The following is a 21713-nucleotide window of genomic DNA, read 5'->3' as shown; positions in this document are numbered from 1 at the left end:
GAGCAAGGCATGGGTCCCGTGGATGAAGACCCCATCCTGTGCGAGCGCGAAGGCGATGTGGAGATCGTCAGCTTCAACATCCCGAAGCGGCTCAATCCGCTGACGGCCGGGCTGCAGCAGGCGCTGCGCGACAGGCTCGCGCAGTTGCGCAAGGAAGGCGAGGCGGGCACGGTGCGCGCGCTGGTGCTGACCGGCGCGGGCAAGTCCTTCTGCGTGGGCGCAGACCTGTCGAGCATGGGCCCCGGCGGCGGGGACGGCAGCATCGGCCAGCGCACGGCCGATGCGATGGAGGCGCTGTCGAACCGGCTCATCGAGGACCTGCGCGGCATGCCCTTTCCGGTGGTGAGCGCCATCAACGGTCCGGCGGCGGGCGCAGGTGTCGGCGTGGCGCTGGCGGCAGACGTGGTGATCGCGGCACGCTCGTCCTACTTCTACCTGCCCTTCATGCCGAGACTGGGCATCGTGCCCGACCTGGGCACCACCTGGTTCCTCGAACGGCTGGTGGGTCGCGCGCGGGCCGTGGGCATGTCGCTGCTCGGCGAGCGGCTCTCGGGCGAGCAGGCCGCGCAATGGGGCCTGGTATGGGCCTGCGTGGACGATGCCGAACTGCGCGCGCAGGCCGTGTCGGTGGCGCAGCGGCTCGCGCGGCTGCCCGCGCATGCGGCGCGCGAGATCCGCGCGGTGTACGAGTCTGCCGCCGGCCAGCCGTTGGTGGCGCAAATGCGCCACGAGGCCCAGCGCCAGCGCGAGCTGCTCGACCGGCCCGAGTTCGCCGAGGGCGTGAGAGCCTTCCTGGAGAAGCGCGAGCCGGTGTTCCGAAAGGCCTGAGCAGCGGCCCCGCCCGGGCCTGCGGAACCGAGCCGCGGGATAGGGGTTGGCCGATGCCAACATAATCGGGCTCCATGGGCGCATCGCCATCCATCCTCGATCCTCGCTCCGTCATCCTGCTGGCCGGCGTCATGGGCGTCGTGATGGCGCTCGTGGTCTTCTTCATGCAGCGCAGCTATCCGCGCAGCATCCAGGGGCTGGCCGAATGGGCGCGGGCGCCGCTGGTGGCGTTCGTGAGCACCATGCTGTTCGCGGCGCGCGGCTACTTCCCCGACTTCCTCACCATCGTCGTCGCCAACTTCGTCCTGTACCAGGCCTGCATCCTGTACTACGCCGGCAGCCAGAAGTTCCTGTTCGGCCGCAGCGACACCCGGGGCTGGACGGTGCTGAACTGCGTCCTGGCGGTGGCGCTTTTCTGGTTCGGCATCGTGAAGCCCGACTTCGAGATGCGGCTGCTGTTCGTCACCCTGGCGGTGTCGGCGCTGTTCTTCCGGCATGCGCTGCTGTACATGCGGCACACCGGCCGCGTGTTCGGCAAGCGGCTGATGACGGGGCTGCTGCTGGCGCAGGCGCTGGTGGCGGCCCTGCGCTTCGTGTCGGTGGTGGCGGGCATGGCGGGCAGCGGTCTCATGGAGGGCTCCTGGATCCAGTCGCTCTACATCAGCATGTACTCGTTCACCGTGCTGCTGCTGACCATCGCCGCCATCCTGATGGCCACCGACCGCGTGCACACCGAGTTCGAATACCTGGCCACGCGCGACCCGCTGACCGGCGCGCTCAACCGCCGCGCGGTGCTCGACGCCTGCGAGGGCGCCTTCACCTCGGGCGAGCGCCGCGGCGCGCTGCTGATGGTGGACCTGGACCACTTCAAGGACATCAACGACCGCTTCGGCCACCAGATGGGCGACGCCGTGCTGCGCGAGGCGGTGCACCGCATGCAGCGCGCCATCGGCGACAAGGGCGTGCTCGGCCGCTACGGCGGCGAGGAATTCGTCGTGCTGCTGCCAGAGTCCGGCAAGGCCGAGGCGATGGAAATTGCGGCGCGCCTCAGGCAGGCCGTTGGCGAGCCCTTCCCGGCGGATTCGTCCATGGCCGTCGTCGGCTCGATGGCGGTGAGCATCGGCGTGGCGGCCGGGGGGAGCAGCTCCGGCGGCACCGGCATCGACGACGTGCTGGCGCTGGCCGATGCGGCGCTGTATCGCGCGAAGGCGATGGGGCGGGATCGCGTCATCGCAGCGTCCTGATCCGCAACGACGGCCGGAGGCTTGTCAGCCGGCGCCCTCTCGGTTCATTCCGGCGTACTCGCGTCGAGCGTTGCTGCGTCGACGCGCGGGGCATTGGATAAATGTCGTGCGGGTTTCGGTCGCGATGATCCGCCGCATTCTGCCCGCGTCACCCGAGGCTGCCATGTCGAAGAGCGTGCCGCCTGCGTCGCTCTCCACCCCACCGCCCCGCTCGCCAGCACGACCCCCGGCAACATTCTGCGCGCCGAGGGGCACCGGCGGCTTATTTCCCGCTGTCTTCGTCGCCCCAGCGCCAGCGCGGGGGCTCGCCCTTGAGCCAGCAGACCGCCACCAGCGCGAGGGTCGGAATCGCGAGGCCGAGGAAGAAGCGCAGCGGCTCCTGTTCGGGATGAAGCGAATACACCGCCGTCAGCACCAGCGCGGCGTAGACGGCGACCACCACCCAGCCTTGCCAGCGATTGGGAAGCCCCCAGCCCCAGCCGTAGCGCTTGGCGGGAAACCAGTAGGGCTGTTGTTGTTTCTGCATCGAATCTCTCCTGGTCGACCGGGGCTGCCCCTGCGTTGTTTGGGTGGCTGCGTCGTTCCTTGCGGAACCCGGGCGGATTCTGTCCGCCTTGCCTGAAGAGATCCTGAGCGCGCGAGCGCCGGCTCGCTCAGGCGAACGGAAATGGTCCTTCCATCGCCCCGATGTGGCTGACATGGCTCACCATGCCGTGGGTGTCGCTCCACAGGTGCAGCATGCAGCCCGGCCGTCCCATGTACGAGGCCGGCGCCGCGCCTTCGGCCAGTTGCAGCGCGATCTCGGTCGTGCTGCTCGGGCAGGCGCACACGACGGTGCCCGCCCAGCGCCGCAGCATCGTGCGATGCACGTGGCCGCACAGCACCAGCTCGATGTTGGGGGCGCCGCGCACGATGGCTTCGAGCGGCGGCGTGTCCATGTAGCGGTACGTGTCCATGTAGGGAATGCCGCTGACGAAGGGCGGGTGGTGCAGCATCAGCAGCGTGGGTTTGGCGCGGTGGGCCTCCAGCGTGCGCTGAAGCCATGCGAGGCCCTGCGCGTCGACGCCGCCGTGGTGGTGGCCGGGAACGCACGAGTCCAGTGCCACGATGCGCACGGGGTGCTCGTCGATGCAGTAGTGCAGCGCGCCCTCGGCCGGCAGGTAGGAGTGGTCGGCGAAGGCGGTGCGGAAGTTCTCGCGGCGGTCGTGGTTGCCCGGGATCACGAGGTACGGGATCTCCAGCTTCGCGAGCAGGCGCCGCGCCTGCGCGTATTCCTCGGGGCGGCCCTCGTCGACGAGGTCGCCCGTCAGCAGCACGAGGTCGGGCCGGCGGTCCAGCGCGTGCAGGTGGTCGATGGCTTCCCCGAACATGCGGTTCGAGTCGGCCACGCCCTGGTAGAGCTGGCCTGCGGGGCGGATGTGCGGGTCGGAGATCTGTGCGATGAGCATGCGGCGTCTCGTGCTGTTCGTTGTGCCACGAGGGCTAGCACGATCCGTTCCGCTGCGAGCATCGCGCTCAGATGCCGACGAACTCCGCCACCTCCGACAGCGGTGCGCGCTCGGTGACCAGCGCATCGAGCGGCCGGCTGCGGTCCGCGTAACCGATGGCCATGCCGGTGAAGAGCATGCGCTCGGGCGGCAGGCCGATGAAGCTGCCGATGGTCTGCGGGTAGATCGCCCAGCATTCCTGCGGGCAGCTGTCCAGGCCTTCGGCGCGCAGAAGCAGCATCACGTTCTGCAGCAGCATGCCCAGGTCGGACCACTGCGGCGGGCCCATGCGGCGGTCGACGGTGCAGAAGAGCGCGAGCGGCGCGCCGAAGAACTGGTAGTTGCGAGCGAACCATTCGCGGCGCGCGGCCTTGTCCTCGCGCGGAATGCCCAGGCGCGCGTACATCGCCTCGCCCACTGCGAAGCGGCGGTCGCGGTAGGGCGCGACCAGCTCGCGCGGGTAGATGTCGTACTCGCTGCCTTCGCCGGCGGGCGCTTCCTTCACGCGCGTGCGCATGATGGCCTTGAGCTCTGCGAGTTTCTCGCCGCCCACCACGTGCAGGTGCCAGGGCTGCAGGTTGCCGCCCGAAGGCGCGCGCAGCGCCTGTTCGATCACGCGGCGGATGACTTCGCCGGGCACCGGCGTGTCGAGAAACTCGCGCACCGAGCGGCGGGTGGCGATGGCGTCCTGAACGTTCATTCCAAAGTCCTCTTGGGGGTCGATGCTAGGGGCAACCCTCGGATGGCCTCAATCGTCTCTTCCGACGATGCCGCACGGCATGGCCGCTGCCTAGCATCCGGCCAGCGTACAGGAGACAAGACATGTTCGGATTGATGCAAGACCGCCCGCTGCTGATCTCGTCGCTCATCGACTACGCGGCCACCTTTCATCCGCATGCGGAGATCGTGGGCCGCACCGTCGAGGGGCCGGTGCACCGCACCGACTACGCGCAGATTCAGCGCAGCGCCAAGCAGGTGGCCAATGCGCTGAGGACGCTGGGCATCGAGAGCGGCGACCGCGTGGGCACGCTCGCGTGGAACACCTGGCGCCACCTTGCGCTGTACTTCGGCGTGTCGGGTTCCGGCGCTGTGCTCCACACGGTGAACCCGCGGCTCTTTCCGGAGCAGATCGACTACATCGTCAATCACGCGGAAGACAAGGTGCTGTTCTTCGACACCACCTTCGCGCCGCTGGTGGAGAAGCTCGCGCCGGCGCTGAAGTCGGTGCGCGCCTTCATCGCGATGACCGACCGCGCGCACATGCCGGCCATCGACGTGCCCAACCTGCTGTGCTTCGACGAACTCGTCGGCTCGCAGAGCGAGCAGTACGAGTGGCCCGAGTTCGACGAGCGCACCGCATCGTCGCTCTGCTACACCTCGGGCACCACGGGCAATCCGAAGGGCGTGCTGTATTCGCATCGCTCCACCGTGCTGCACTCGCTGATGGAGTGCGCGCCCGACACCTTCGGCGTCAACTCGCAGATGACGCTGCTGCTCGCGGTGCCGATGTTCCACGCCAACGCATGGGGCATGCCGTATGCGGCGGCGATGACCGGCATGAAGCTGGTCATGCCCGGCCCGCACATGGACGGCCAGAGCCTGTATGAGCTCATGCGCGACGAGAAGGTCGGCTTCTCGCAGGCCGTACCCACCATCTGGCTGATGCTGTTCCAGTACTTCGATGCGCACCCCGAGATCGACACGCGCGCCATCGGCCTCAAGCGCATCGGCGTGGGCGGCGCCGCCACGCCGCGCAGCATGATCGAGCGCTTCGAGCGCGACTTCGGCGCCGACTTCGTGCAGGGCTGGGGCATGACCGAGACCAGCCCCATCGGCGTGATCGGCAACCTGCTGCCCAAGCACCTCTCGATGCCCAAAGAAGAGCAGACGCGCGTGAAGATGCGCCAGGGCCGCGGCGTATGGGGCGTGGAGCTGAAGATCGTGGGAGAGGACGGCCAGCGCCTGCCGCACGACGGCAAGGCCTTCGGCCATCTGCACGTGCGCGGTCCGTGGATCGCGAGCGGTTACTTCAAGGGCGAGGGCGGATCGGTGCTCGACGCCGAAGGCTTCTTTCCGACGGGCGACGTGGCCAACATCGACGAGGACGGCTATGTGCAGCTGGTCGATCGCGCGAAGGACGTCATCAAGTCGGGCGGCGAGTGGATCTCGTCCATCGATCTCGAGAACGCGGCGAGTTTGCACCCCGCGGTGGCCGAGGCGGCGGTGATCGGCATCGCGCATCCGAAGTGGCAGGAGCGTCCGCTGCTCATCGTGGTGAAGCGTGCGGGCATGGAAGCCACTCGCGAGGAACTGCTCACATTCCTCGCCGAGCGCGTCGTGAAATGGTGGCTACCGGAAGACGTGGTCTTCGTCGACAGCCTGCCGCATACGGCCACCGGCAAATTGCTGAAGACAAGGCTGCGCGAACAGTTCAAAGGTTACGTTGCGACGACATCCGTTTGACAGTTCAGTGACTTGTTAGATTTTTCTGTGGACAACTCTGTGAGTTGTGGGTGGAGGCTGGGAGGTGGAGCGAGAACTGGCGTGGCTTCCCACCACGTTGCCTCTTGAATAGGCACCCGGATCGGTGTGCTCGCCGCGTGTAGACCAAAGGCCCAGGGCACGCGCGAATGTATGCAAACCGGAGGGCTCGGCGCATGCCGGCCCGTTCGCGATCTTCCGGATGCCGCGAAACTACTTGGCGGCGCCACGCGCGAGTTGCGCCCGTCCGAACGGTGTGATGCGCCGGATCACGGCGAGCTCCTGCGGCGATCCGCCAGCGTCCTTCCAGGCGAGCCCGGGGCTGATGGCCGCATCGACGAACCCGGCCTGCTTCAGTACGTCGACGCAGCTGATCTCCTGCGGGTCCTCCACCCGCAGGGGGAAGGCCGAACGTTCTATGGCGCGCAGGTAGTCCAGTGGCTCCAGGCGCGTCTTCGCCTTCTTTCTTCTCGATGCCGGGTCGGTGCCGCCGCGGTGGCCGCGCAGCTTTTCGATCTCGGCATGCCCTTCCTCCGTGATGCAGACCACCAGCGCCGCCTGCGCCAGCCTGTAGCTGCCGTGGTCGGTGTCGAAGGCCGGATCGATGGCCGCTTCGATGAGGCCGGTGGCCTTCAGGACGGACACGCGCCGCACGTCCTGCGCGTCGGTCACGTGCATCGGCAGGTTGGCATGCTCCAGATGGAGAAGGTATCTGAGCGGCACTGAAGGACCCCTGTGATCACCTCCCTCGGCCTTCGATGCCGCGCCGTGCCGGCCAGCCGGAGCCGGGACGGCGAGATCGCCTCCCGGCACCCTGGACAACTCATGCGCCCCGGGGAACCCCGGCCCACGAAGGAGCCGGCCGGCGAGGGGATGGATTGTGAATATTTGTCAACAATTCTTCTGATCTCCGGGGGTGAGCGCCATCACCGAAAAAGGGTATTCCCTCTGGCCTGTCCAGGCGCAAGGGTGGCTGGCCGCGCGGGGCGGATTCAGTGCTTGTGCCCGCCATGCCCCGCGGGCTGCGCCGAGGCATTCAGCGCCCGCACCGGCGCCTTCACCTCCAGCGTTTCGCGCTTGCCGTCCTTGCCCTCGAAGGTGAGCGTGAGCGGTACGGTGTCGCCTTCCTTCACCTGCTGCTTGAGGTCGAGCAGCATCACGTGATAGCCGCCGGGCTTGAGCTCGACGGTCTTGCCGGCCGGCAGCTCGAGCTCGGGGATCTGGCGCATGCGCATCACGTTGTCCTGCATGGCCATCTCGTGCACTTCGACGACCGGCGTGACGGGCGAGCTGGCCGAGACCAGCTTCGTGTCTTTCGCGGCGCTGAGCTGCATGAACGCGCCGGTGGCCTTCTGCTGCGGCACGGTGGCGCGCACCCATGCGTCCTTGACGGTGACCTGCGCGTTCGCCGCATGCGCGGTGAGCAGCGCGGCGCTGGTGATGGCGAGGATGTGTGCGATACGGTTCTTCATGATCTTGATCTCCTTGGTTTGAATCTGTGTGCGATGGCGCAGGCCTTCAGGCGGACCGCAGGATCTTGCGCAGGTCTTCGGCGCACTCCTGCGCGCTCTGCTCGTGGCGCAGCACGATGCGGATCTTGCCCTTGGGGTCGAACACATAGCTGAAGGCCGAATGGTCCATGGTGTACGAGGAGCCGGTGGGCACCTTCCGGTAGAACACCTTGAAGTCCTTCGCGGTCTCGCTGGTTCGCTGCATGTCGCCGTACAGGCCGATGAAGCTCGGGTCGAAGGCCTGCGTGTAGGCCTTGAGCACGACGGGCGAGTCGCGCTCGGGATCAATGGTGACGAAGATCACCTGCAGGCGCTCGCCGTCGCTGCCGAGCAGCTTCCTGATCTCGGCCGCGCGCACGAGGGCGGTGGGGCAGACGTCGGGGCATTGGGTGAAGCCGAAGAACATCATCACGGCCTTGCCCTTGAAGTCGGCCAGCGTGCGCTCGCGGCCGTCGGCGTCGGTCAGGCGGAAGTCTGTCGCGTAGCTGGCGCCGGTGATGTCGACGCCGTTGAAGCGGGTGGGCAGCACCTTGTCGCAGGCCGCGAGGGTCGTGAGCACGGCGAGGCTGCCGCCTGAGAGCAGCAGGCGGCGACGCGTCGGCTGGATGGATTCTTTTCTGGTCATTGAATGGACTCGCTCCGGCGCCTGTCCGGGCGCCGATGGATTCGTTGCACAAGCGCATGCGATGGATGAGCGACAGGCCTCGTATGGAGGCCCGCCGCGGCATCACGCGTGCGGGAACTGGGGAAGAAGCCTCAGAGGAGCGAGGGAGGCCCGCGTGCCGGCAGCGGCGCCGCGGTGGCTGCTGCGATGTGCGCGGACGGAGTCGGCCGTGGCACGCGGGCCGCTGGCGGGAGCACCGGCAGCTCGACGATGGGCGTGGTCGCCGGCGGGGCGCCGGTGAGCACGCACAGCGGGCAGTCCATGTGGCCTGCGCCCAGCTCCTGCGCGCCGTCGTCGGTGTGCACGATGGCCTTGAGCGATCCGGCGTTCGAGCAGACCAGTTCCACCGCCTGCGGATGCACGAGCGGGGAGGCGACGGCCGCGCCGAGCGACAGCGCGAACCACAGCAGCACCCACCGGATCAGCCCGGCGGCCGGGCGCCGCAATCCCTTGCCGAGGCGGTCAGGCGTGGGTCGAAGGGGTGGCGCAGGCATCGTCCGGATTATCGGCCAGCCTCGCGCGGCAAAGAAAAAAGCCTTGCAAGTCGTTGACCTGCAAGGCTTTTTCGGTTGTTTTGGTGGCTCTTCACGGACTCGAACCGCGGACCTGTGGATTATGATTCCATCGCTCTAACCGACTGAGCTAAAGAGCCGTTCGGTGTGTTGCTCACCGAGCCCGCGATTATAGCCCAGACTTTTGCGGCCGCTCAACCACCCGACGGCAACCTGCCCAATTCTTCGGAAACCAGCCGCACGATCAGCTTGTCCAGCGTCTGCACAGAATAGTTGCCGACGTCGTGCACGGTCTGCGTTCCCGGGCCGCTCGCCGGGTTGGCCGCGTCCTTGTAGGTGAGGAACACGAAGCGCCCGCCGGTGTACTGCGCAATCTGGCGCTGGATGTATTCGCCCTGCTTGTCCAGGCCCGATGCGCCCACGCTGAACACCTTGATGCCCTTGCCCAGCGCGGCGACCATGTCGTCGTCGTATTGCGGGCCGCCGTAGTCGAGGTGCGGCGGCGCGTCGGCCAGAAGCACCACGAGGCGCGTGGTGTCGTTGCCGCGCCAGCTCAGCTTGTGGACGGTTTCGTTGAGCGCCTCGTTCATCGCCTCGGGGTAGTCGCCGCCGCCCGCGGCGCGCAGCGCGTCGAGCACGCCTTGAAAGCCGTCGAGGTCGTTGGTGAAGTCGTGGCGGCGCACGAGGAACTCGTCGCCGCGGTCGCGATACGCCACGAGACCGAAGCAGGTGTCGGGGCGGCTGGGCAGCCGGGCGACCTGGTCGGCGATGGTGCGCAGGGTGGCCTTGAGCTTGGCGATCTCGTCATCCATCGAGCCGGTGGCGTCGATCAGGAAGACCAGGTCGAGCCTCGCGCGCGCGGGCACGGCGCCCGGCTTGCCGCCCAGCACCACGTCGACCGCGTTCTTCTGGCCGCGCTGCAGAAAAACGGTGCTCTGGCGGCCGTTCTTGCGCACGGTGACTTCATAGACCGCGCTGTGCGCCTTGTCGAAGGCGTTCGGATGCAGCCACGCGCGCCCGCCCGCATCGGTGCGGGCCCACATGGCGGCGCCGTTGGCGGCTTGCACGGCCACTTCGGCATCGGGCACGACCGCGCCGCGCGCATCGCGCACCTGCAGCAGGTAGCGCACGCTGATGTCGCGCTCCCGATGGGGGACCTGCGTGCGGCCGTGGAAGGCCAGGTATTCGCTGAAGTCGGCGTTGTCGTCGACCATGCCGGCGGTGACGGGTTCGTTGGCCGGGCGCTGGGCTTGCACAGGCGCTTGAAGCTCGCCGGCCGCGCGAGCCGCGGGGGCGGGCGCGACGGGTGCTACCGGGGCCGGCGGCGCCTCCGCGATGGCATCCGCGAGAGCCGCTCCAGCCGGTGCCGACTTGGCCGCTGGCGTCGCCATCGGCTTTGGCGTCGTGGGCGAAGGCACGACCGCAGGGCTCGCCCTGTATTCCTTCGACAGCTCGGCGTACCTGCGCTCTTCCCGCGCGCCCGAGACGCGCGGCATGCCCGGCGTCTCGTAGGTCCGTACCGGCCGTGCGCAGTGCGTGGCGGAAGGGGCATCGAAGTTCGGCACCGTCTGCGTCGGCAGCGTGCGGCTGTCGGGCGCGGGCGTCGGCCAGCGCACGGAGCTTCCGATGGCGGGCATTTCGGTGGCGCCGCTGGCGCCCAGCAGCAGCTGGGCGCACAGCAGCACGACGAGCGGGCGGCTGAACCGGTAAACGAAAGGCTGGGTCATGGAAGCACTCCGGGTGGTTGGGTGCTGGCTGATACGGCCTGCTTGCGCCGTCGGGGTTAGCCGGCCGCGAATTTTTTGCCGCCTCGAACCCCGGTGCGCCTCTTCGCCCGTACAAGCTCGGGTGAAAATCCTCCGATGTCCGCGCTTCCCCGCGCCCCTTCAGCCAAGAACGCCCCCGAGCGCCAGGCCATGCCCGACGATCAGTTGATGCTGGCCTACGCGCAGGGCGACGCTGCCGCGTTCGACGTGCTCTATGCGCGCCACGAGGGCGGGCTGTTCCGCTTCGTCAAGCGTCTGCTGGGTGCGCGGCTCGCGGCGCAGGCCGACGAAGTGTTCCAGGACACCTGGGTGCGGATCATCTCGGCGCGCGAGAGCTTCTCGCCGCAGGGCGCGACGTGGCGCACCTGGGCTTTCACCATCGCGCACAACCTGGCCATGGACCGCCTGCGCGTGAGCGGGCGCGAAGTGACGCTCCAAGCGCATGCGGACGATGACGACAGCCCCGTGCCCACGCTCGAACACGGCGTGCGCGGCGCGGCGGCCGATGCGGCGTCGCATCCCTCGGCGGAGGAGCTCGCGTTCTGGCGCGCCGCGGGCCGCCGCCTGCTCGCCTGCCTGGACGAACTCCCGGCCGAGCAGCGCGCCGCGTTCCTGCTGCATCACGAAGACGGCCTGACCGTCGAGGCGCTGGCCGCGAGCCTGGAGATCGGCTTCGAGACCGTGCGCAGCAGGCTGCGCTACGGCCTGCAGAAACTGCGCGGCTGCATGGAACGCTACCTGTCGGTGCTGGAGAAGCGGGCATGAGCGGCGGCAACAACGACAACTCCAGGTTCGACGACCTGCGCGACCCGGCGTTGCGCCGCGCGCTCGACCATGCGCCAGACAGCGAGGCCACGCCCCATCCGCGCACGCGCGAGGCGATCCTGAAGATGGCGCACAACCTCGCCGCCGCGCCTGCGAACGCAGGCCCCGCGGCCAACAACGCGAGCGCAGCGCCCTGGTGGCGCCGTCTCTTCGGTGGCGGCGGGCCGCATGCGCGCATGCCGTGGAATGCCGCGTTCGCCACCGTGCTGGTTGCCGCCTTCGTGACGGTGCTCTGGCACAAGGAGCCCGTGCCGGATGCGCGGCTCGATGGCGAGGCGCGGGTGGGCGAAGCGACTGCGCCGGCGCCGGCACAAGCACCTGCAGCGCTGCCTGCACCAGCACCAACCGCCCCGGCCGCGCCTGCCGCGCCTGCCGCACCGGCTGCACCGAAGCCAGCCGCGCCTCCAGCAGAGGCAGCCACTGCACAGGCGGAGACGCAGGCAGCGCCCGCAGCAGCGGCGCCTGCTCCCGCCAGAGCGCCCGCAGCACCTGCACCTGCACCTGAATCGGAACAGCGCGCCAGGATCGCGCGCGAGTCGGCAGACTCTTCAGCCAAAAGGGCGCCCAAGGAGACCGCCAACACGGCGAGCGCGGATGCCGCACCGAAAGCCGAGCCGGCGCCCCCGCTCCTGCAGGCGGCGCCTGCCGCACCTGTTGCTCCAGTTGCCCCGGCTGCTCCGGCTCCCGTCTCGCCGTCTGCATCGATCGCACCGGCTCCGCCGCCTCCGGCCGTGGCCGAGCAGGCTGCGCCGGCACCGCTGCCCGCGCCCATCGCGCGCGACGAGCGTCGTGAAGCGCAGGCGGAGGGTGAACAGCGGCGCCGTGCCTACGCGGCGGGTGCGCCCGCCGCGGTCGCCCCGGCAGTGCCGCCGGCCGCCGTCGTTCCTGCGCCCGCACCCGGCGCCGCGCCGGCGTATCGCGAACCGCTCCAGGATTCCGCGCCTGCACTCGCCCAGCAGGACAACGTCGGCGCGGGTGCCTCCGGCGCGGTGCGTCCATCCGCACCGGCCCCGTCAGCGGCCAAGGCCATCGCGCCGCGGACCGCGGCGCCTTTCTCGGCGCTGGATCGATGGACTTCCCTGGGCTTCACGCGCAACGGCGAGAGCGTGCGGCGCGAGCGCGGCAACATCGAAGGCTTGGCGGCGCTGGTGGGCACCGTGGCGCGATCGGCCACGGCGCCCGACGAGCCGCTGGCCGCGCCGGTGGAGGCGCGGCTCGAGCTCTATCGGGGGAAGTCGCTGGTCGCGGTGATGGAGATCGCCGGCGACCAGGTGCGCTGGACGCCGCAGCCCGGCGGTGCGGCGCTGGTCGGCACGCCGCCGGCCCAGGCGCTCGACGCGCTGCGTTCGCTGCTGCAGCGCTGACGGAGCAATTCCGCCGTCAGGCGTTCTTGAAGTCGGGCTGGCGCTTGGTCAGGAAGGCGTCCATGCCTTCCTTCTGGTCCTGCGTGGCGAACAGCGCGTGGAACAGGCGGCGCTCGAACATCACGCCGTCGCTCAGGCCGCTCTCGAAGGCGCGGTTGACCGATTCCTTGGCCGCCATCACCGAGATCTGCGAGAAGCCGCAGATCACCAGCGCCGCGCCCAGTGCCTCGTCGGCGAGCTTCTCGTAAGGCACCACGCGGCTGACGAGGCCGGCGCGCTCGGCTTCGGCCGCGTCCATCATGCGGGCGGTGAGCACCATGTCCATGGCCTTGCTCTTGCCCACCGCGCGCGGCAGGCGCTGCGTGCCGCCGGCGCCGGGGATCACGCCGATCTTGATCTCGGGCTGGCCGAACTTGGCGTTGTCGGCCGCGATGATGAAGTCGCACATCATCGCCAGCTCGCAGCCGCCGCCGAGCGCGAAGCCGGCCACCGCGCCGATCACCGGCTTGCGGATGGAGCGGATGGTTTCCCAGTTGCGGGTGATGTAGTCGCCCTTGTAGGTGTCGATGAAGCTGTACTTGGCCATCGCCGCGATGTCGGCGCCGGCGGCGAAGGCGCGCTCGCTGCCCGTGAGGATGATGCAGCCGATGGCGTCGTCGGCATCGAAGGCCTTGAGCGCCTGGCCCAGCTCGGTCATGAGCGCGTCGTTCAGCGCGTTCAGGGCCTTGGGGCGGTTGAGGGTGATGATGCCGACCTTGCCTGCTTCGGTCCGCACTTCGATGTTTTCGTAGCTCATGGTGTCTCCGGGGGGAACGGGAAAGGGGAAGAAAAAACGCGCTTCACTATACCCAGCATGGCCGGCGGGGTGATCCGCTGCGGATTGCTTCAATTGAGAATTGCTCTCATCTAGAATGCCCGCCATGGAGTTCCCGATGCAAGAACATGCCGTGTTGCTGCGGGCCTATGCCCGCGTTCAGGAGCGCTGCTCGCGCCTGCTGGTCGAGCAGGCAGCCCTGGTCGAAAAGCTCGAAGCGCAGATCGTGCGGCTGCGCGGCGCGCTGGTGGCGCGGGATTCGGCCATCGCCATCGTGCGCGAGGAACTCGCGGCGCGAGCCTCCGCGGGCGGCGCGCTGCCGAAGCGGCTGCATGCGCTGCTGATGCCGGGCAGCAAGCGCCACCTGAAGCCGTCGGGGGCACCTGCGCCGGCCGACCTGCGCGAGAAGGCGGTGCTGTGCGTGGGGCAGGGCGACGAGGCGCCGACCTCGCTCGCGCGCCAGCTGGTGGAGATCGCCGGTGGCCGCTACCTGCATCACGACGGCGGCGACGAGGCGGACGACGCCGCGCTCGAAGCCAGCCTGCGCGCGGCCGATCTCGTGATCTGCCAGACCGGGTGCGTGAGCCACGGCGCCTACTGGCGCGTGCAGGACCACTGCCGGCGCACCGGCAAGCCTTGCGTGCTGGTGGGCGAACCCCAGCCGATGATGTTCGTGCGCCACCCCGTGGTGGCAGGAGAAAACGGTTAGGGCCTGTTCACACTATTTCCGGGGTCGCGAAGGGCAGACAGGGCGGGCCAATCAAGGCGCGCGACGACGCGTGTGCATGAGCACACGCTAGGAGTGCAACGCCGAGTGGCCCGCCCTGGCTGCCCTTCCCGCAGGGTTGGCGTTACAAGGGGCCGTCTGCGGCGTTGCCCGCGCTTGCAAGGCGAAAGCCTTGCTGCGCGCGGGCGCCTTGCAGCCAGCCCCTTGTAACGCCAACGCGACCCCGGAAATAGTGTGAACAGGCCCTATCCGCCCAGCCAGCCCGTCACTTTGCCGGCATCGTGCGAGAACAGCCGCCAGGTGGTCACCCCGGTCGGCAGCGCCAGCGGTAGCCTGATCAGCTTGCGGTCGCGCGCCACGATGGCGGTGCACTTCGTGGCATCGCCCAGGTAGAGCGCCAGGTCGTCGAGCTTGGCGATGCGCCAGGCCTGCGCCGGTCGCTGCTGGCTCTTCCTGCCGGATGCGGGCAGCTCGATGCCGATCCACTCGTCGTTGGCAGAGAACCCGGCCTTCTCGGCGGCGCCGCCGCGCAGCACCACCTTCACCTGCACGCCGCCGTTGGCTTCGGCCACGCGCAGGCCCAGCGCCTGCGCCGGCTGAGACGGGTCTTCGAGCGTGGCCACGCCGTGCGAGCGCAGCAGCAGCGAGAGCGGGAGCTCTTCCGTCGAATGCACCCAGCGCGCCAGTTCCTGCCCGTACGAGCGGCCGCCCACGGCTTCGAGCGCGGCTGCGATGTCTTCCTCGCTGATCGGCCCGCCCTCGCTGTGCTTCCACAGGTGGCGCATCACGTCGTCGAGCGTGCCCTTGCCTTCGTGGCGCAGCGTGAGATCGAGGCACAGCGCCACCAGCGCGCCCTTGGTGTAGTAGCTCACCGTGCTGTTGGGCGTCTGCTCGTCCTGGCGGTAGTACTTGACCCAGGCGTCGAAGCTCGCGTCGGCCACCGGCTGCACCAGCCGGCCGGGCGTCTGCATGACCTGGTTGACGGTCTTGTTCAGCAGCCGCAGGTAGCCCGCGTCGTCGATGCGCCCGGCGCGCCGCAGCAGCAGGTCGTCGTAGTAGCTGGTGAAGCCTTCGAAGAACCACAGCAGCTGTGTGTAGTTCTCCTGGCTGTAGTCGTAGCGCGCGAACTCCGCCGGCCGCATGCGCTTGACGTTCCAGGTGTGGAAGTACTCGTGGCTGATGAGCCCCAGCAGCGTGGTGTAGCCATCGGGCTGCTTCTTCTTCTCGCCCAGTTGCGGCAGGTCGCGCCGGTTGCAGATCAGCGCGGTGGAATGGCGATGCTCGAGCCCGCCATAGCCGTCGTCGACCACGTTGAGCATGAACACATAGCGGTCGATCGGCGGCTTCGCACCGCCGCGCTTGCCGACCTTGTCGCCGTGCCAGAAGCGCATCTCGGCCTCGCAGATGGCCTTGGTGTCGGCGATGAGCCTGTCGCCGTCGAACGAGGCGGCTGCGCCGGCCACCACGAAGCGGTGCGGCACGCCGCAGGCTTCGAAGTCGACGCTCCAGAAGGCGCCCATTTCCACCGGGCTGTCGGCCAGCTCGTCGTAGCCCGACGCGATGTAGCTGCCGAAGCCGTGCCTGTCGGCCTTCAGCGGCACGAGCGCGGTGGCGCACGACCAGCGCGGGCTGTCGCCATCGACATGCGCGGGCGCGACGATCTCCATCGCGTGCGGCGATTCGGTCTGTCCCTCGACGCGCAGGCACACGCTGGTGCCGTTGAAGAAGCCGCGCTCGGCGTCGAGCCAGGCGGTGCGCACCGAGTTGTCGTACGCGCAGACCTGGTAGTTCAGCACCAGCGGCTGCCCGGGTGTGCATTCGACCAGCCAGCTGCATTTGTCGAGCTGCGTCTGCACCGGCTTGCGGCGGCCCTGCGTGGCGCGCAGGCCCTGCAGGTTCTTCGCGAATTCGCGCACCAGGTAGCTGCCAGGAATCCATACCGGCAGCGACACGCGCTGCTGCGCGGCGGGCGCGTCGATGGTGAGGGTGACGCCGAACAGATGCGCGTGCGGGTCGGCGCATTCGACGCGGTAGTGCACGCCTGCCGCGTGCCGCGCTGGGGCCTTCGTCGCCATCAGCTGGACGACGCGGCGAGTTGCTTCTCGACCTGCTCCGCGGGAATGGCACCCGGCGTGCGCGTGCCGTCGCTGAAGATCAGCGTGGGCGTGCCGGTGATGTTGTACTTGCGGCCGAAGTCGACGTTGCGCTGCAGCGCGGTCACGTCGCAGCTCGAGGGCGCGGTGGCCGGGCGGGTGCTCGATTCCATCCAGTCGCTCCAGGCCTTGCCCTTGTCCTTGCTGCACCAGATGTCGCGCGACTTGACGTTCGAATCGGGGCCGAGCACCGGGTACAGGAACAGGTACACGGTGACGTTGTCGACCGTCTTCATGTCCTTCTCGAAGCGCTTGCAGTAACCGCAGTTCGGGTCTTCGAACACGGCCAGCTTGCGCTTGCCGTTGCCGCGCACGATCTTGATCGAGTCCTTCAGCGGCAACTGGTCGAAGGCGACGGCGCTGAGCTTCTCGACGCGCTCCTCGGTCAGGTTCTTGCGCGCCTTCACGTCGATCAGGTTGCCCTGGAAGAGGTAGTTGCCCTGCTCGTCGGTGTAGAAGATCTGCGAGCCGTTCACGCGCACTTCGTACACGCCCGGGACCGGCGACTTCGACACCTCGTCGATGGCCGGGAACTGCGGAATGCGCGAGGGCAGGTTCTTGCGGATCTCGGCTTCGCCCGCGGTGGCGGCCACGACCGCGCCGAGCGTGCAGGCGGCGAGAAGAAGGTTGCGTACGAGTGTCATCGGAAGTCCGTTTGTTCGGTCGGGATTCAGTCGAAGGGGTAGGGCCTCAGGCCTTCAGGCCCATGGCCTGCGCGGTGATCCAGTGCTTGACGAGGCGCGTGCGGTCGAAACCGCGCATGCCCCAGTTGCGCAAGGCCTGCAGCGGGCCCAGGTCGTGCGCGAAGAGCTGCTGCAGCCCGTCGGTCGCGAGGCTCATCTGCAGCACGTCGGTGCGGCGGGCGCGCTCGTAGCGGCGCAGCAGCCGAGCATCGCCCACGCTGCGCCAGTAGTCGCGGTTCTTGATCACGCAGGCCAGTTCGGCGGCGTCGGCCAGTCCCAGGTTCAGGCCCTGGCCGGCGAGCGGGTGCACCGTGTGCGCGGCGTCGCCCGCCAGCGCCCACGAGCGGTTCGGCTGGCCGGGCATGGCACCGGTCCAGCGGTCGGCGATGGCGCGGGCCAGCGGCCAGGCGGAGCGCTCGCTGGTGAGCCGGAGCGCGCCGAGCGCGTTGTGGCTGGCCTCGGTGACCGCGGCGGCGAACTCTTCGTCGCCTTGCGCGAGAAGCTCGGGCGCTCGCAGCTGGTCGGCCGACCACACCAGCGCGACCGTCCTGCCGTGCGTGCCGTCCAGCGGCAGCAGCGCGAGCACCTCGCCCTTGTCGTTGAACCACTGGCGCGCGATGCCGTCGTGCGACTGCGCTGCTTCCAGCCGGGCCGCGATGGCGTGCTGCGGATAGCGAGTGACCTCGTAGCTCACGCCGAGGGCCTCCCGCGTGGTGCTGGCCTTGCCCTCGCACACCACGGTCAGCGGCGTGGCCACGGGCTCGGCCACGACTTCGATCTGGGGCTGGAAGCGCACAGCGTCGGCCAGCTGCTTTTCGAGCGCGGGCACGTCGACGATCCAGGCCAGTGCATCGACCTTCTGGCGCGCGGCGCTGAACTGCACCCGGCCGCCTTCGTCGCCATGCACCAGCATTTCGCGCACGGCCGTGGCATGGGCCGCGTCGGGCCAGGCGCGCAGCGATTCGAGCAGCGCGCGGGAGGCGGTATTGAGCGCGTAGGCGCGGATGTCTTCCTTGCCCTGCGCGGCCGGCGGCACCACCAGCGCGACGCGCACGCGCTCGCGTGCGAGCAGCAGGGCCAGCGTACGGCCGACGATGCCGGCGCCGCGAATGCAAACTTCTGGGGGGAGAGCCATCGAAGGATTGTAGGAGTTGCCCGTCCGGCGCGGACCCGGGGTCTTTTCCCGGTGGCCCAAGGTCTTGCCGCCGCTGCGATACGGGACAATCGCGGCCGAATTCCAAGGAAACCCCACCGTGTCCGCTTCCCAGCCCGCCTTCGATCTCCAGGCCACCATCTCGCGCCTGTTCGTCTACCCAGTGAAATCCTGCGCCGGCGTCGAGCTTCCCGAAATGCTGCTGACCGAGACGGGGCTGGAGTTCGACCGCGCCTGGATGGTGGTCGACGCCGAGGGCGAGTTCGTCACCCAGCGGCAGCTGCCGCGCATGGCGCTGATCAAGCCGCAGATGAAGCACACCGAAGTGGTGCTGCGCGCGCCCGGCATGCTGGCGCTGCACCTGGCCTTCGACCGGGTCGAGAAGCCGGTGTGGGTTCGCGTGTGGAAGGACGAAGTCGCCGCCTACGACATGGGCGACATCGCCGCGCAATGGTTCAGCGACTTCCTCTCGGAGCCCGGCAAGCCGCAGACCTTGCGCCTGGTGCGCTTCGACCCCGAGCACAGGCGCCTGTCGAGCATGAAGTGGACCGACGGCGTGGAGGCGCAGACGCAGTTCGCCGACGGCTACGCGCTGCTGGTGGCGAGCGAAGGCTCGCTCGCCGAGCTCAACGACCGTCTCGCGGCGCAGGGCCATGGCGCCGTGGGCATCGAGCGCTTCCGCCCGAACATCGTGCTCGCCGGCATCGAGTCGCACGACGAGGACCGCGTCGACGCGCTGCACATCACGACCGGCGAGGGCGAGGCCGAACTGCGCCCCGTCAAGCCCTGCACGCGCTGCCCGATTCCCGACATCGACCCGGCGACCGCGCTGAGCAGCCCGGAAGTCGGCAACACGCTGCGCACCTACCGCGCCGACGCGCGCGTGGACGGCGGCATCACCTTCGGCATGAACTGCATCGTGATCCAGGGCGTGGAGCACACGCTCAAGGTCGGGCAGGTGGTGGGCGCGAACTACAAGTTCGAATGAAAGTCGGCGCCCGGTTGGCGCCTCAGAACTTCACCCCTGCGATCAGGATGATGTTCGCGTAGGGCGTGCATTCGCCCGTGCGCACCATGGCGCGGGCCTTCGCGGTGCGGCGCTTGAATTCCTCGTGCGGCACCGTCTGGGGCTCGATGCCCAGCGATTGCGGATACCAGCCGGGCAGCTTCTTCGCATCGCCGAGCGCTTCGTCGGCAATCACGATGGCTTCCACCTGCATCTCCGACAGCACCGCCTGCAGCACCTCGTCGAGCGTCGGCACGCCGCGCGCCACCGCAAGGTCGATGCGGCGCGGGCCGTCGGGAATGGGCAGGCCGGCATCGCCGAGCACGAGCATGTCGCCATGGCCCAGCGAGGCGATCACGTGGGAGAGTTCGGCGTGCAGCAGGGTGGTGCGTTTCAAAGCTTGATCCAGTCGGGGGGCATGGGGCTGCGCAGCACGGCGTCGCGCTGCGGAATGGAAGGCTGGGCGCCCGGCTGCTGGATGCACAGCGCCGCTGCGCGGATTCCGAGACGTACGGCCTCGTCGAAGCCCTGGCCTTCGCCCAGCGCGACGGCGAGCGCGCCCAGGAAGGTGTCGCCGGCCGCCGTCGTGTCGACCGCCTGCACCTGCGGCGCGGGATGGTGGCGCGCGCCGTCGGCATCGACGGCCACCGCGCCGCGCGAGCCCAGCGTGACGACCACGCGCGCGATGCCCTTGGCACGCAGTGCCTGGCCGGCCTGCGCGGCCTCCTCGGGGCTGTCGGCGGATTGGCCGCAAAGCGTCTGTGCCTCGATCTCGTTGACGACCAGCGTGTCGATCTTCGGCCACAGAGGCTCGGCGATGGCCTGCACGGGCGAAGGGTTCAGCAGCACCTTGCAGCCCGCCTCGTGCGCCACCGCGATGGCGCGCGCGACTTGATCGAGCGGCGTCTCGAATTGCGCCACCAGGAAGGCGGCGCCCTGCACCTGCTGCTTCAGCGCGGCCTCGTCGGCCTCCAGCCGGGCGTTGGCGCCGGGGATCATCACGATGCGGTTCTGCCCGCTGTCCTCCACCAGGATCAGCGCCGTGCCGGTGGGCTCGCCCGCAACGGTGCGCAGGGAAGCGGTGTCGATGCCGTCGCGTTCCAGCGAATCGCGCAGCGCCTTGCCGTGCGCGTCGTCGCCGACGCAGCCGATCATGCGCACGCTGCCGCCCTGGCGCGCGCAGCTCACCGCCTGATTGGCGCCCTTGCCGCCGGGAATGTCGGCGATCGAATGGCCCAGCAGGGTCTCGCCCGCGGCCGGCGCGTGCGGCACGCGCACGACCAGGTCCATGTTGAGGCTGCCGAACACCACGATGCGCGGTGACGCGGCACGGCCGTCGGTGTTGCTGGAAGAAGGCTTCAGGCTCACGAGGTGCGGGACTTTCGGGGTTGCGGGGAGGGCGTTTCGGCGGCCGCCGGTGCAAGAGCGGGGGCTTCGCGGAAGCTCGCGTGGCGCGCAGTGGAGGCGCGCACGCACAGCTCGGGCTGCAGCACCACCTTGCGCGCGTCGCGGCGCTTGCCGCCCACGCGCTCCAGCAGCATGTCGACCGCCAGCGCGCCGATGCGCTCCTTGGGCTGAGCCACGGTGGTGAGCGCGGGGCTGGTGTAGGCCGAGAGTTCGATGTCGTCGAAGCCGACGATCGAGAGTTCGTCGGGCACGCGCACGCCGCTCTCGTGCGCCGCGCGCAATGCGCCGATGGCCATCAGGTCGTTGCAGACGAACACGGCCGAGGGCTTCTGCTCGGTGCGCAGGATGGCGTGCATCGCCTCGTAGCCGCCCTGGCTGGTGAAGCCGCCGCGCCACAGCAGCGAATCGGTGCTGGCGATGCCGGGCGCGGCACCGGCTTCGGCCAGCGCCATGCGCCATCCCTCGATGCGCTGCTCGCTGGGCATCACGCCCACCGGCCCGCCGATGCAGGCGATGCGCTTGTGGCCCAGCGACAGCAGGTGCCGCACGGCGAGCAGGCCGCCCTGCATGTGGGCGGTCTCGACCAGGTCGCACACGGGGTTGGCGATCTCGCGGTCGACCAGCACGGTCGGCACGCGCAGGCCATTGAGTTGCTTCGCCAGGTCGTTGTCGCCGCTCTCGCCGGTCGACACCACGATCAGCCCGTCGATGCGGCGCTCGGCCAGCACCTGCAGGTAGACGCTCTGGCGGCGGGGCTCGTCGTCGGTGTTGCACAGCACCAGCGTGTAGCCGGCGCCGAAGCAGCGGTCTTCCACGATGCGCACGATCTCCGCGAAGTAGGGGTTCGAGCTGTTGGGAATCAGCATGCCCAGCGTCGAGGTGGTGTTGCTCTTGAGGCTGCGCGCCATCGCGTTGGGCACGTAGCCCAGCTCGCGGATGGCGAGCTCCACCCGCTCACGCACCTTGGCGCTCACGTGGCGCGTGTCGTTGACCACATGCGAGACGGTGGTGACCGACACCTCCGCCTTCAGCGCGACGTCCTTGATGGTGGCCATGGTTCTATTCCTCTTGCTGGATGGGCGGCGGCG

General features: G+C 69.1%; 22 protein-coding genes and 1 tRNA gene. 7 read left to right on the top strand and 16 right to left on the bottom strand.

The annotated features are described in order from the left end of the window. Positions 1-9: 9 nt before the first annotated feature. The gene (locus ABL843_RS27170; RefSeq protein WP_418117977.1) at positions 10-828 is read left to right on the top strand and encodes an enoyl-CoA hydratase-related protein; all 819 of its coding nucleotides are present in this window, start codon (positions 10-12) and stop codon (positions 826-828) included. Between the two features lie 74 nt (positions 829-902). Beyond that, positions 903-2072: a GGDEF domain-containing protein gene (locus tag ABL843_RS27165; protein ID WP_418117975.1), complete on the top strand. Its 1170-nt coding sequence runs from the start codon at positions 903-905 to the stop codon at positions 2070-2072. A 262-nt stretch (positions 2073-2334) separates the two neighbouring features. Here ABL843_RS27165 and ABL843_RS27160 read toward each other — a convergent pair whose 3' ends face one another. The 3 genes from ABL843_RS27160 to ABL843_RS27150 form a co-directional block, all read right to left on the bottom strand. Beyond that, positions 2335-2598, bottom strand: coding sequence for a hypothetical protein (locus ABL843_RS27160; RefSeq protein WP_369660764.1), 264 nt, complete (start codon positions 2596-2598; stop codon positions 2335-2337). Between the two features lie 127 nt (positions 2599-2725). Further along, on the bottom strand, positions 2726-3520 hold the full coding sequence (locus ABL843_RS27155) for a phosphodiesterase (protein ID WP_418117973.1): 795 nt from the start codon (positions 3518-3520) through the stop codon (positions 2726-2728). A gap of 67 nt (positions 3521-3587) precedes the next feature. Then, positions 3588-4259, bottom strand: coding sequence for a nitroreductase (locus ABL843_RS27150; protein WP_418117972.1), 672 nt, complete (start codon positions 4257-4259; stop codon positions 3588-3590). A 122-nt stretch (positions 4260-4381) separates the two neighbouring features. On the opposite strand from ABL843_RS27150, the gene ABL843_RS27145 reads away from it, so the two are divergent. Continuing rightward, positions 4382-6022 (top strand): long-chain-fatty-acid--CoA ligase, encoded by a 1641-nt coding sequence (locus tag ABL843_RS27145; RefSeq protein ID WP_418117971.1) that lies wholly within the window; start codon positions 4382-4384, stop codon positions 6020-6022. Between the two features lie 231 nt (positions 6023-6253). On the opposite strand, the gene ABL843_RS27140 is transcribed toward ABL843_RS27145, so the two are convergent. From ABL843_RS27140 to ABL843_RS27115, 6 genes are all read right to left on the bottom strand, one after another. Then, on the bottom strand, positions 6254-6763 hold the full coding sequence (locus ABL843_RS27140) for a hypothetical protein (protein ID WP_418117970.1): 510 nt from the start codon (positions 6761-6763) through the stop codon (positions 6254-6256). Positions 6764-7032: 269 nt separating this feature from the next. After that, entirely contained in the window at positions 7033-7512 is a 480-nt protein-coding gene (locus ABL843_RS27135) for a copper chaperone PCu(A)C (RefSeq protein ID WP_418117969.1), read from the bottom strand. A 46-nt stretch (positions 7513-7558) separates the two neighbouring features. After that, positions 7559-8176 (bottom strand): SCO family protein, encoded by a 618-nt coding sequence (locus ABL843_RS27130; protein WP_418117967.1) that lies wholly within the window; start codon positions 8174-8176, stop codon positions 7559-7561. A gap of 131 nt (positions 8177-8307) precedes the next feature. Next, a complete protein-coding gene (locus tag ABL843_RS27125) occupies positions 8308-8709 on the bottom strand; it encodes a DUF2946 family protein (protein WP_165909670.1) in 402 nt (133 codons plus the stop codon). 81 nt (positions 8710-8790) lie between these two features. Continuing rightward, a tRNA-Met gene (locus ABL843_RS27120) sits at positions 8791-8867 on the bottom strand. Between the two features lie 54 nt (positions 8868-8921). Beyond that, positions 8922-10454, bottom strand: coding sequence for a VWA domain-containing protein (locus ABL843_RS27115; RefSeq protein ID WP_418117966.1), 1533 nt, complete (start codon positions 10452-10454; stop codon positions 8922-8924). Between the two features lie 135 nt (positions 10455-10589). Here ABL843_RS27115 and ABL843_RS27110 point away from each other — a divergent pair, with 135 nt between their 5' ends. Together ABL843_RS27110 and ABL843_RS27105 are read left to right on the top strand one after the other, a co-directional pair. Beyond that, entirely contained in the window at positions 10590-11258 is a 669-nt protein-coding gene (locus ABL843_RS27110; protein WP_126023649.1) for a sigma-70 family RNA polymerase sigma factor, read from the top strand. Beyond that, positions 11255-12682: a hypothetical protein gene (locus ABL843_RS27105; RefSeq protein ID WP_418117965.1), complete on the top strand. Its 1428-nt coding sequence runs from the start codon at positions 11255-11257 to the stop codon at positions 12680-12682. Before ABL843_RS27110 ends, ABL843_RS27105 begins: the two co-directional genes overlap by 4 nt. Positions 12683-12698: 16 nt before the next feature. Here the strand turns inward: ABL843_RS27105 and ABL843_RS27100 are convergent, their stop codons facing one another. Next, positions 12699-13478, bottom strand: coding sequence for an enoyl-CoA hydratase (locus ABL843_RS27100; RefSeq protein WP_418117964.1), 780 nt, complete (start codon positions 13476-13478; stop codon positions 12699-12701). 136 nt (positions 13479-13614) lie between these two features. On the opposite strand from ABL843_RS27100, the gene ABL843_RS27095 reads away from it, so the two are divergent. Continuing rightward, complete coding sequence (locus ABL843_RS27095; protein ID WP_418117963.1) at positions 13615-14205, top strand: DUF2325 domain-containing protein; 591 nt, start codon at positions 13615-13617, stop codon at positions 14203-14205. A gap of 263 nt (positions 14206-14468) precedes the next feature. Here the strand turns inward: ABL843_RS27095 and ABL843_RS27090 are convergent, their stop codons facing one another. From ABL843_RS27090 to ABL843_RS27080, 3 genes are read right to left on the bottom strand one after another with little or no spacing between them, the layout of a single operon-like run. Beyond that, positions 14469-16298, bottom strand: coding sequence for a M61 family metallopeptidase (locus ABL843_RS27090; RefSeq protein WP_418117962.1), 1830 nt, complete (start codon positions 16296-16298; stop codon positions 14469-14471). Next, positions 16298-17020 (bottom strand): DsbC family protein, encoded by a 723-nt coding sequence (locus ABL843_RS27085; RefSeq protein WP_184640831.1) that lies wholly within the window; start codon positions 17018-17020, stop codon positions 16298-16300. Before ABL843_RS27085 ends, ABL843_RS27090 begins: the two co-directional genes overlap by 1 nt. Before the next feature lie 46 nt (positions 17021-17066). Then, a complete protein-coding gene (locus ABL843_RS27080) occupies positions 17067-18194 on the bottom strand; it encodes an FAD-dependent monooxygenase (RefSeq protein ID WP_418117961.1) in 1128 nt (375 codons plus the stop codon). A gap of 118 nt (positions 18195-18312) precedes the next feature. On the opposite strand from ABL843_RS27080, the gene ABL843_RS27075 reads away from it, so the two are divergent. Continuing rightward, positions 18313-19200, top strand: coding sequence for an MOSC domain-containing protein (locus ABL843_RS27075; protein WP_418117959.1), 888 nt, complete (start codon positions 18313-18315; stop codon positions 19198-19200). 22 nt (positions 19201-19222) lie between these two features. Here the strand turns inward: ABL843_RS27075 and rbsD are convergent, their stop codons facing one another. The 3 genes from rbsD to ABL843_RS27060 are packed head-to-tail and all read right to left on the bottom strand — an operon-like array spanning position 19223 to position 21680. Further along, positions 19223-19615 (bottom strand): D-ribose pyranase, encoded by a 393-nt coding sequence (gene rbsD / locus ABL843_RS27070; RefSeq protein WP_418117958.1) that lies wholly within the window; start codon positions 19613-19615, stop codon positions 19223-19225. Then, entirely contained in the window at positions 19612-20586 is a 975-nt protein-coding gene (rbsK, locus tag ABL843_RS27065) for a ribokinase (RefSeq protein ID WP_418117957.1), read from the bottom strand. The genes rbsD and rbsK overlap by 4 nt, the downstream gene beginning before the upstream one ends. Beyond that, a complete protein-coding gene (locus tag ABL843_RS27060) occupies positions 20583-21680 on the bottom strand; it encodes a LacI family DNA-binding transcriptional regulator (protein ID WP_418117956.1) in 1098 nt (365 codons plus the stop codon). The genes rbsK and ABL843_RS27060 overlap by 4 nt, the downstream gene beginning before the upstream one ends. Between the last annotated feature and the right edge of the window lie 33 nt (positions 21681-21713).

Origin of the sequence: Variovorax sp. 350MFTsu5.1, assembly GCF_048302515.1 — a bacterium.
GTDB lineage: Bacteria > Pseudomonadota > Gammaproteobacteria > Burkholderiales > Burkholderiaceae_C > Variovorax > Variovorax guangxiensis.
This window is presented reverse-complemented; position numbering and strand designations above follow the sequence as displayed.

What these genes read in the sequence shown, in the direction of transcription:
- ABL843_RS27160 (WP_369660764.1), bottom strand. Translation starts at nt 2,598, where the DNA reads ATGCAGAAACAACAACAGCCCTACTGGTTTCCCGCCAAGCGCTACGGC.
- ABL843_RS27100 (WP_418117964.1), bottom strand. Translation starts at nt 13,478, where the DNA reads ATGAGCTACGAAAACATCGAAGTGCGGACCGAAGCAGGCAAGGTCGGC.
- ABL843_RS27115 (WP_418117966.1), bottom strand. Translation starts at nt 10,454, where the DNA reads ATGACCCAGCCTTTCGTTTACCGGTTCAGCCGCCCGCTCGTCGTGCTG.
- ABL843_RS27170 (WP_418117977.1), top strand. Translation starts at nt 10, where the DNA reads ATGGGTCCCGTGGATGAAGACCCCATCCTGTGCGAGCGCGAAGGCGAT.
- ABL843_RS27145 (WP_418117971.1), top strand. Translation starts at nt 4,382, where the DNA reads ATGTTCGGATTGATGCAAGACCGCCCGCTGCTGATCTCGTCGCTCATC.
- ABL843_RS27090 (WP_418117962.1), bottom strand. Translation starts at nt 16,298, where the DNA reads ATGGCGACGAAGGCCCCAGCGCGGCACGCGGCAGGCGTGCACTACCGC.
- ABL843_RS27165 (WP_418117975.1), top strand. Translation starts at nt 903, where the DNA reads ATGGGCGCATCGCCATCCATCCTCGATCCTCGCTCCGTCATCCTGCTG.
- ABL843_RS27085 (WP_184640831.1), bottom strand. Translation starts at nt 17,020, where the DNA reads ATGACACTCGTACGCAACCTTCTTCTCGCCGCCTGCACGCTCGGCGCG.
- ABL843_RS27150 (WP_418117972.1), bottom strand. Translation starts at nt 4,259, where the DNA reads ATGAACGTTCAGGACGCCATCGCCACCCGCCGCTCGGTGCGCGAGTTT.
- ABL843_RS27135 (WP_418117969.1), bottom strand. Translation starts at nt 7,512, where the DNA reads ATGAAGAACCGTATCGCACACATCCTCGCCATCACCAGCGCCGCGCTG.
- ABL843_RS27095 (WP_418117963.1), top strand. Translation starts at nt 13,615, where the DNA reads ATGCAAGAACATGCCGTGTTGCTGCGGGCCTATGCCCGCGTTCAGGAG.
- ABL843_RS27105 (WP_418117965.1), top strand. Translation starts at nt 11,255, where the DNA reads ATGAGCGGCGGCAACAACGACAACTCCAGGTTCGACGACCTGCGCGAC.
- ABL843_RS27080 (WP_418117961.1), bottom strand. Translation starts at nt 18,194, where the DNA reads ATGGCTCTCCCCCCAGAAGTTTGCATTCGCGGCGCCGGCATCGTCGGC.
- ABL843_RS27130 (WP_418117967.1), bottom strand. Translation starts at nt 8,176, where the DNA reads ATGACCAGAAAAGAATCCATCCAGCCGACGCGTCGCCGCCTGCTGCTC.
- ABL843_RS27110 (WP_126023649.1), top strand. Translation starts at nt 10,590, where the DNA reads ATGTCCGCGCTTCCCCGCGCCCCTTCAGCCAAGAACGCCCCCGAGCGC.
- ABL843_RS27155 (WP_418117973.1), bottom strand. Translation starts at nt 3,520, where the DNA reads ATGCTCATCGCACAGATCTCCGACCCGCACATCCGCCCCGCAGGCCAG.
- ABL843_RS27125 (WP_165909670.1), bottom strand. Translation starts at nt 8,709, where the DNA reads ATGCCTGCGCCACCCCTTCGACCCACGCCTGACCGCCTCGGCAAGGGA.
- ABL843_RS27060 (WP_418117956.1), bottom strand. Translation starts at nt 21,680, where the DNA reads ATGGCCACCATCAAGGACGTCGCGCTGAAGGCGGAGGTGTCGGTCACC.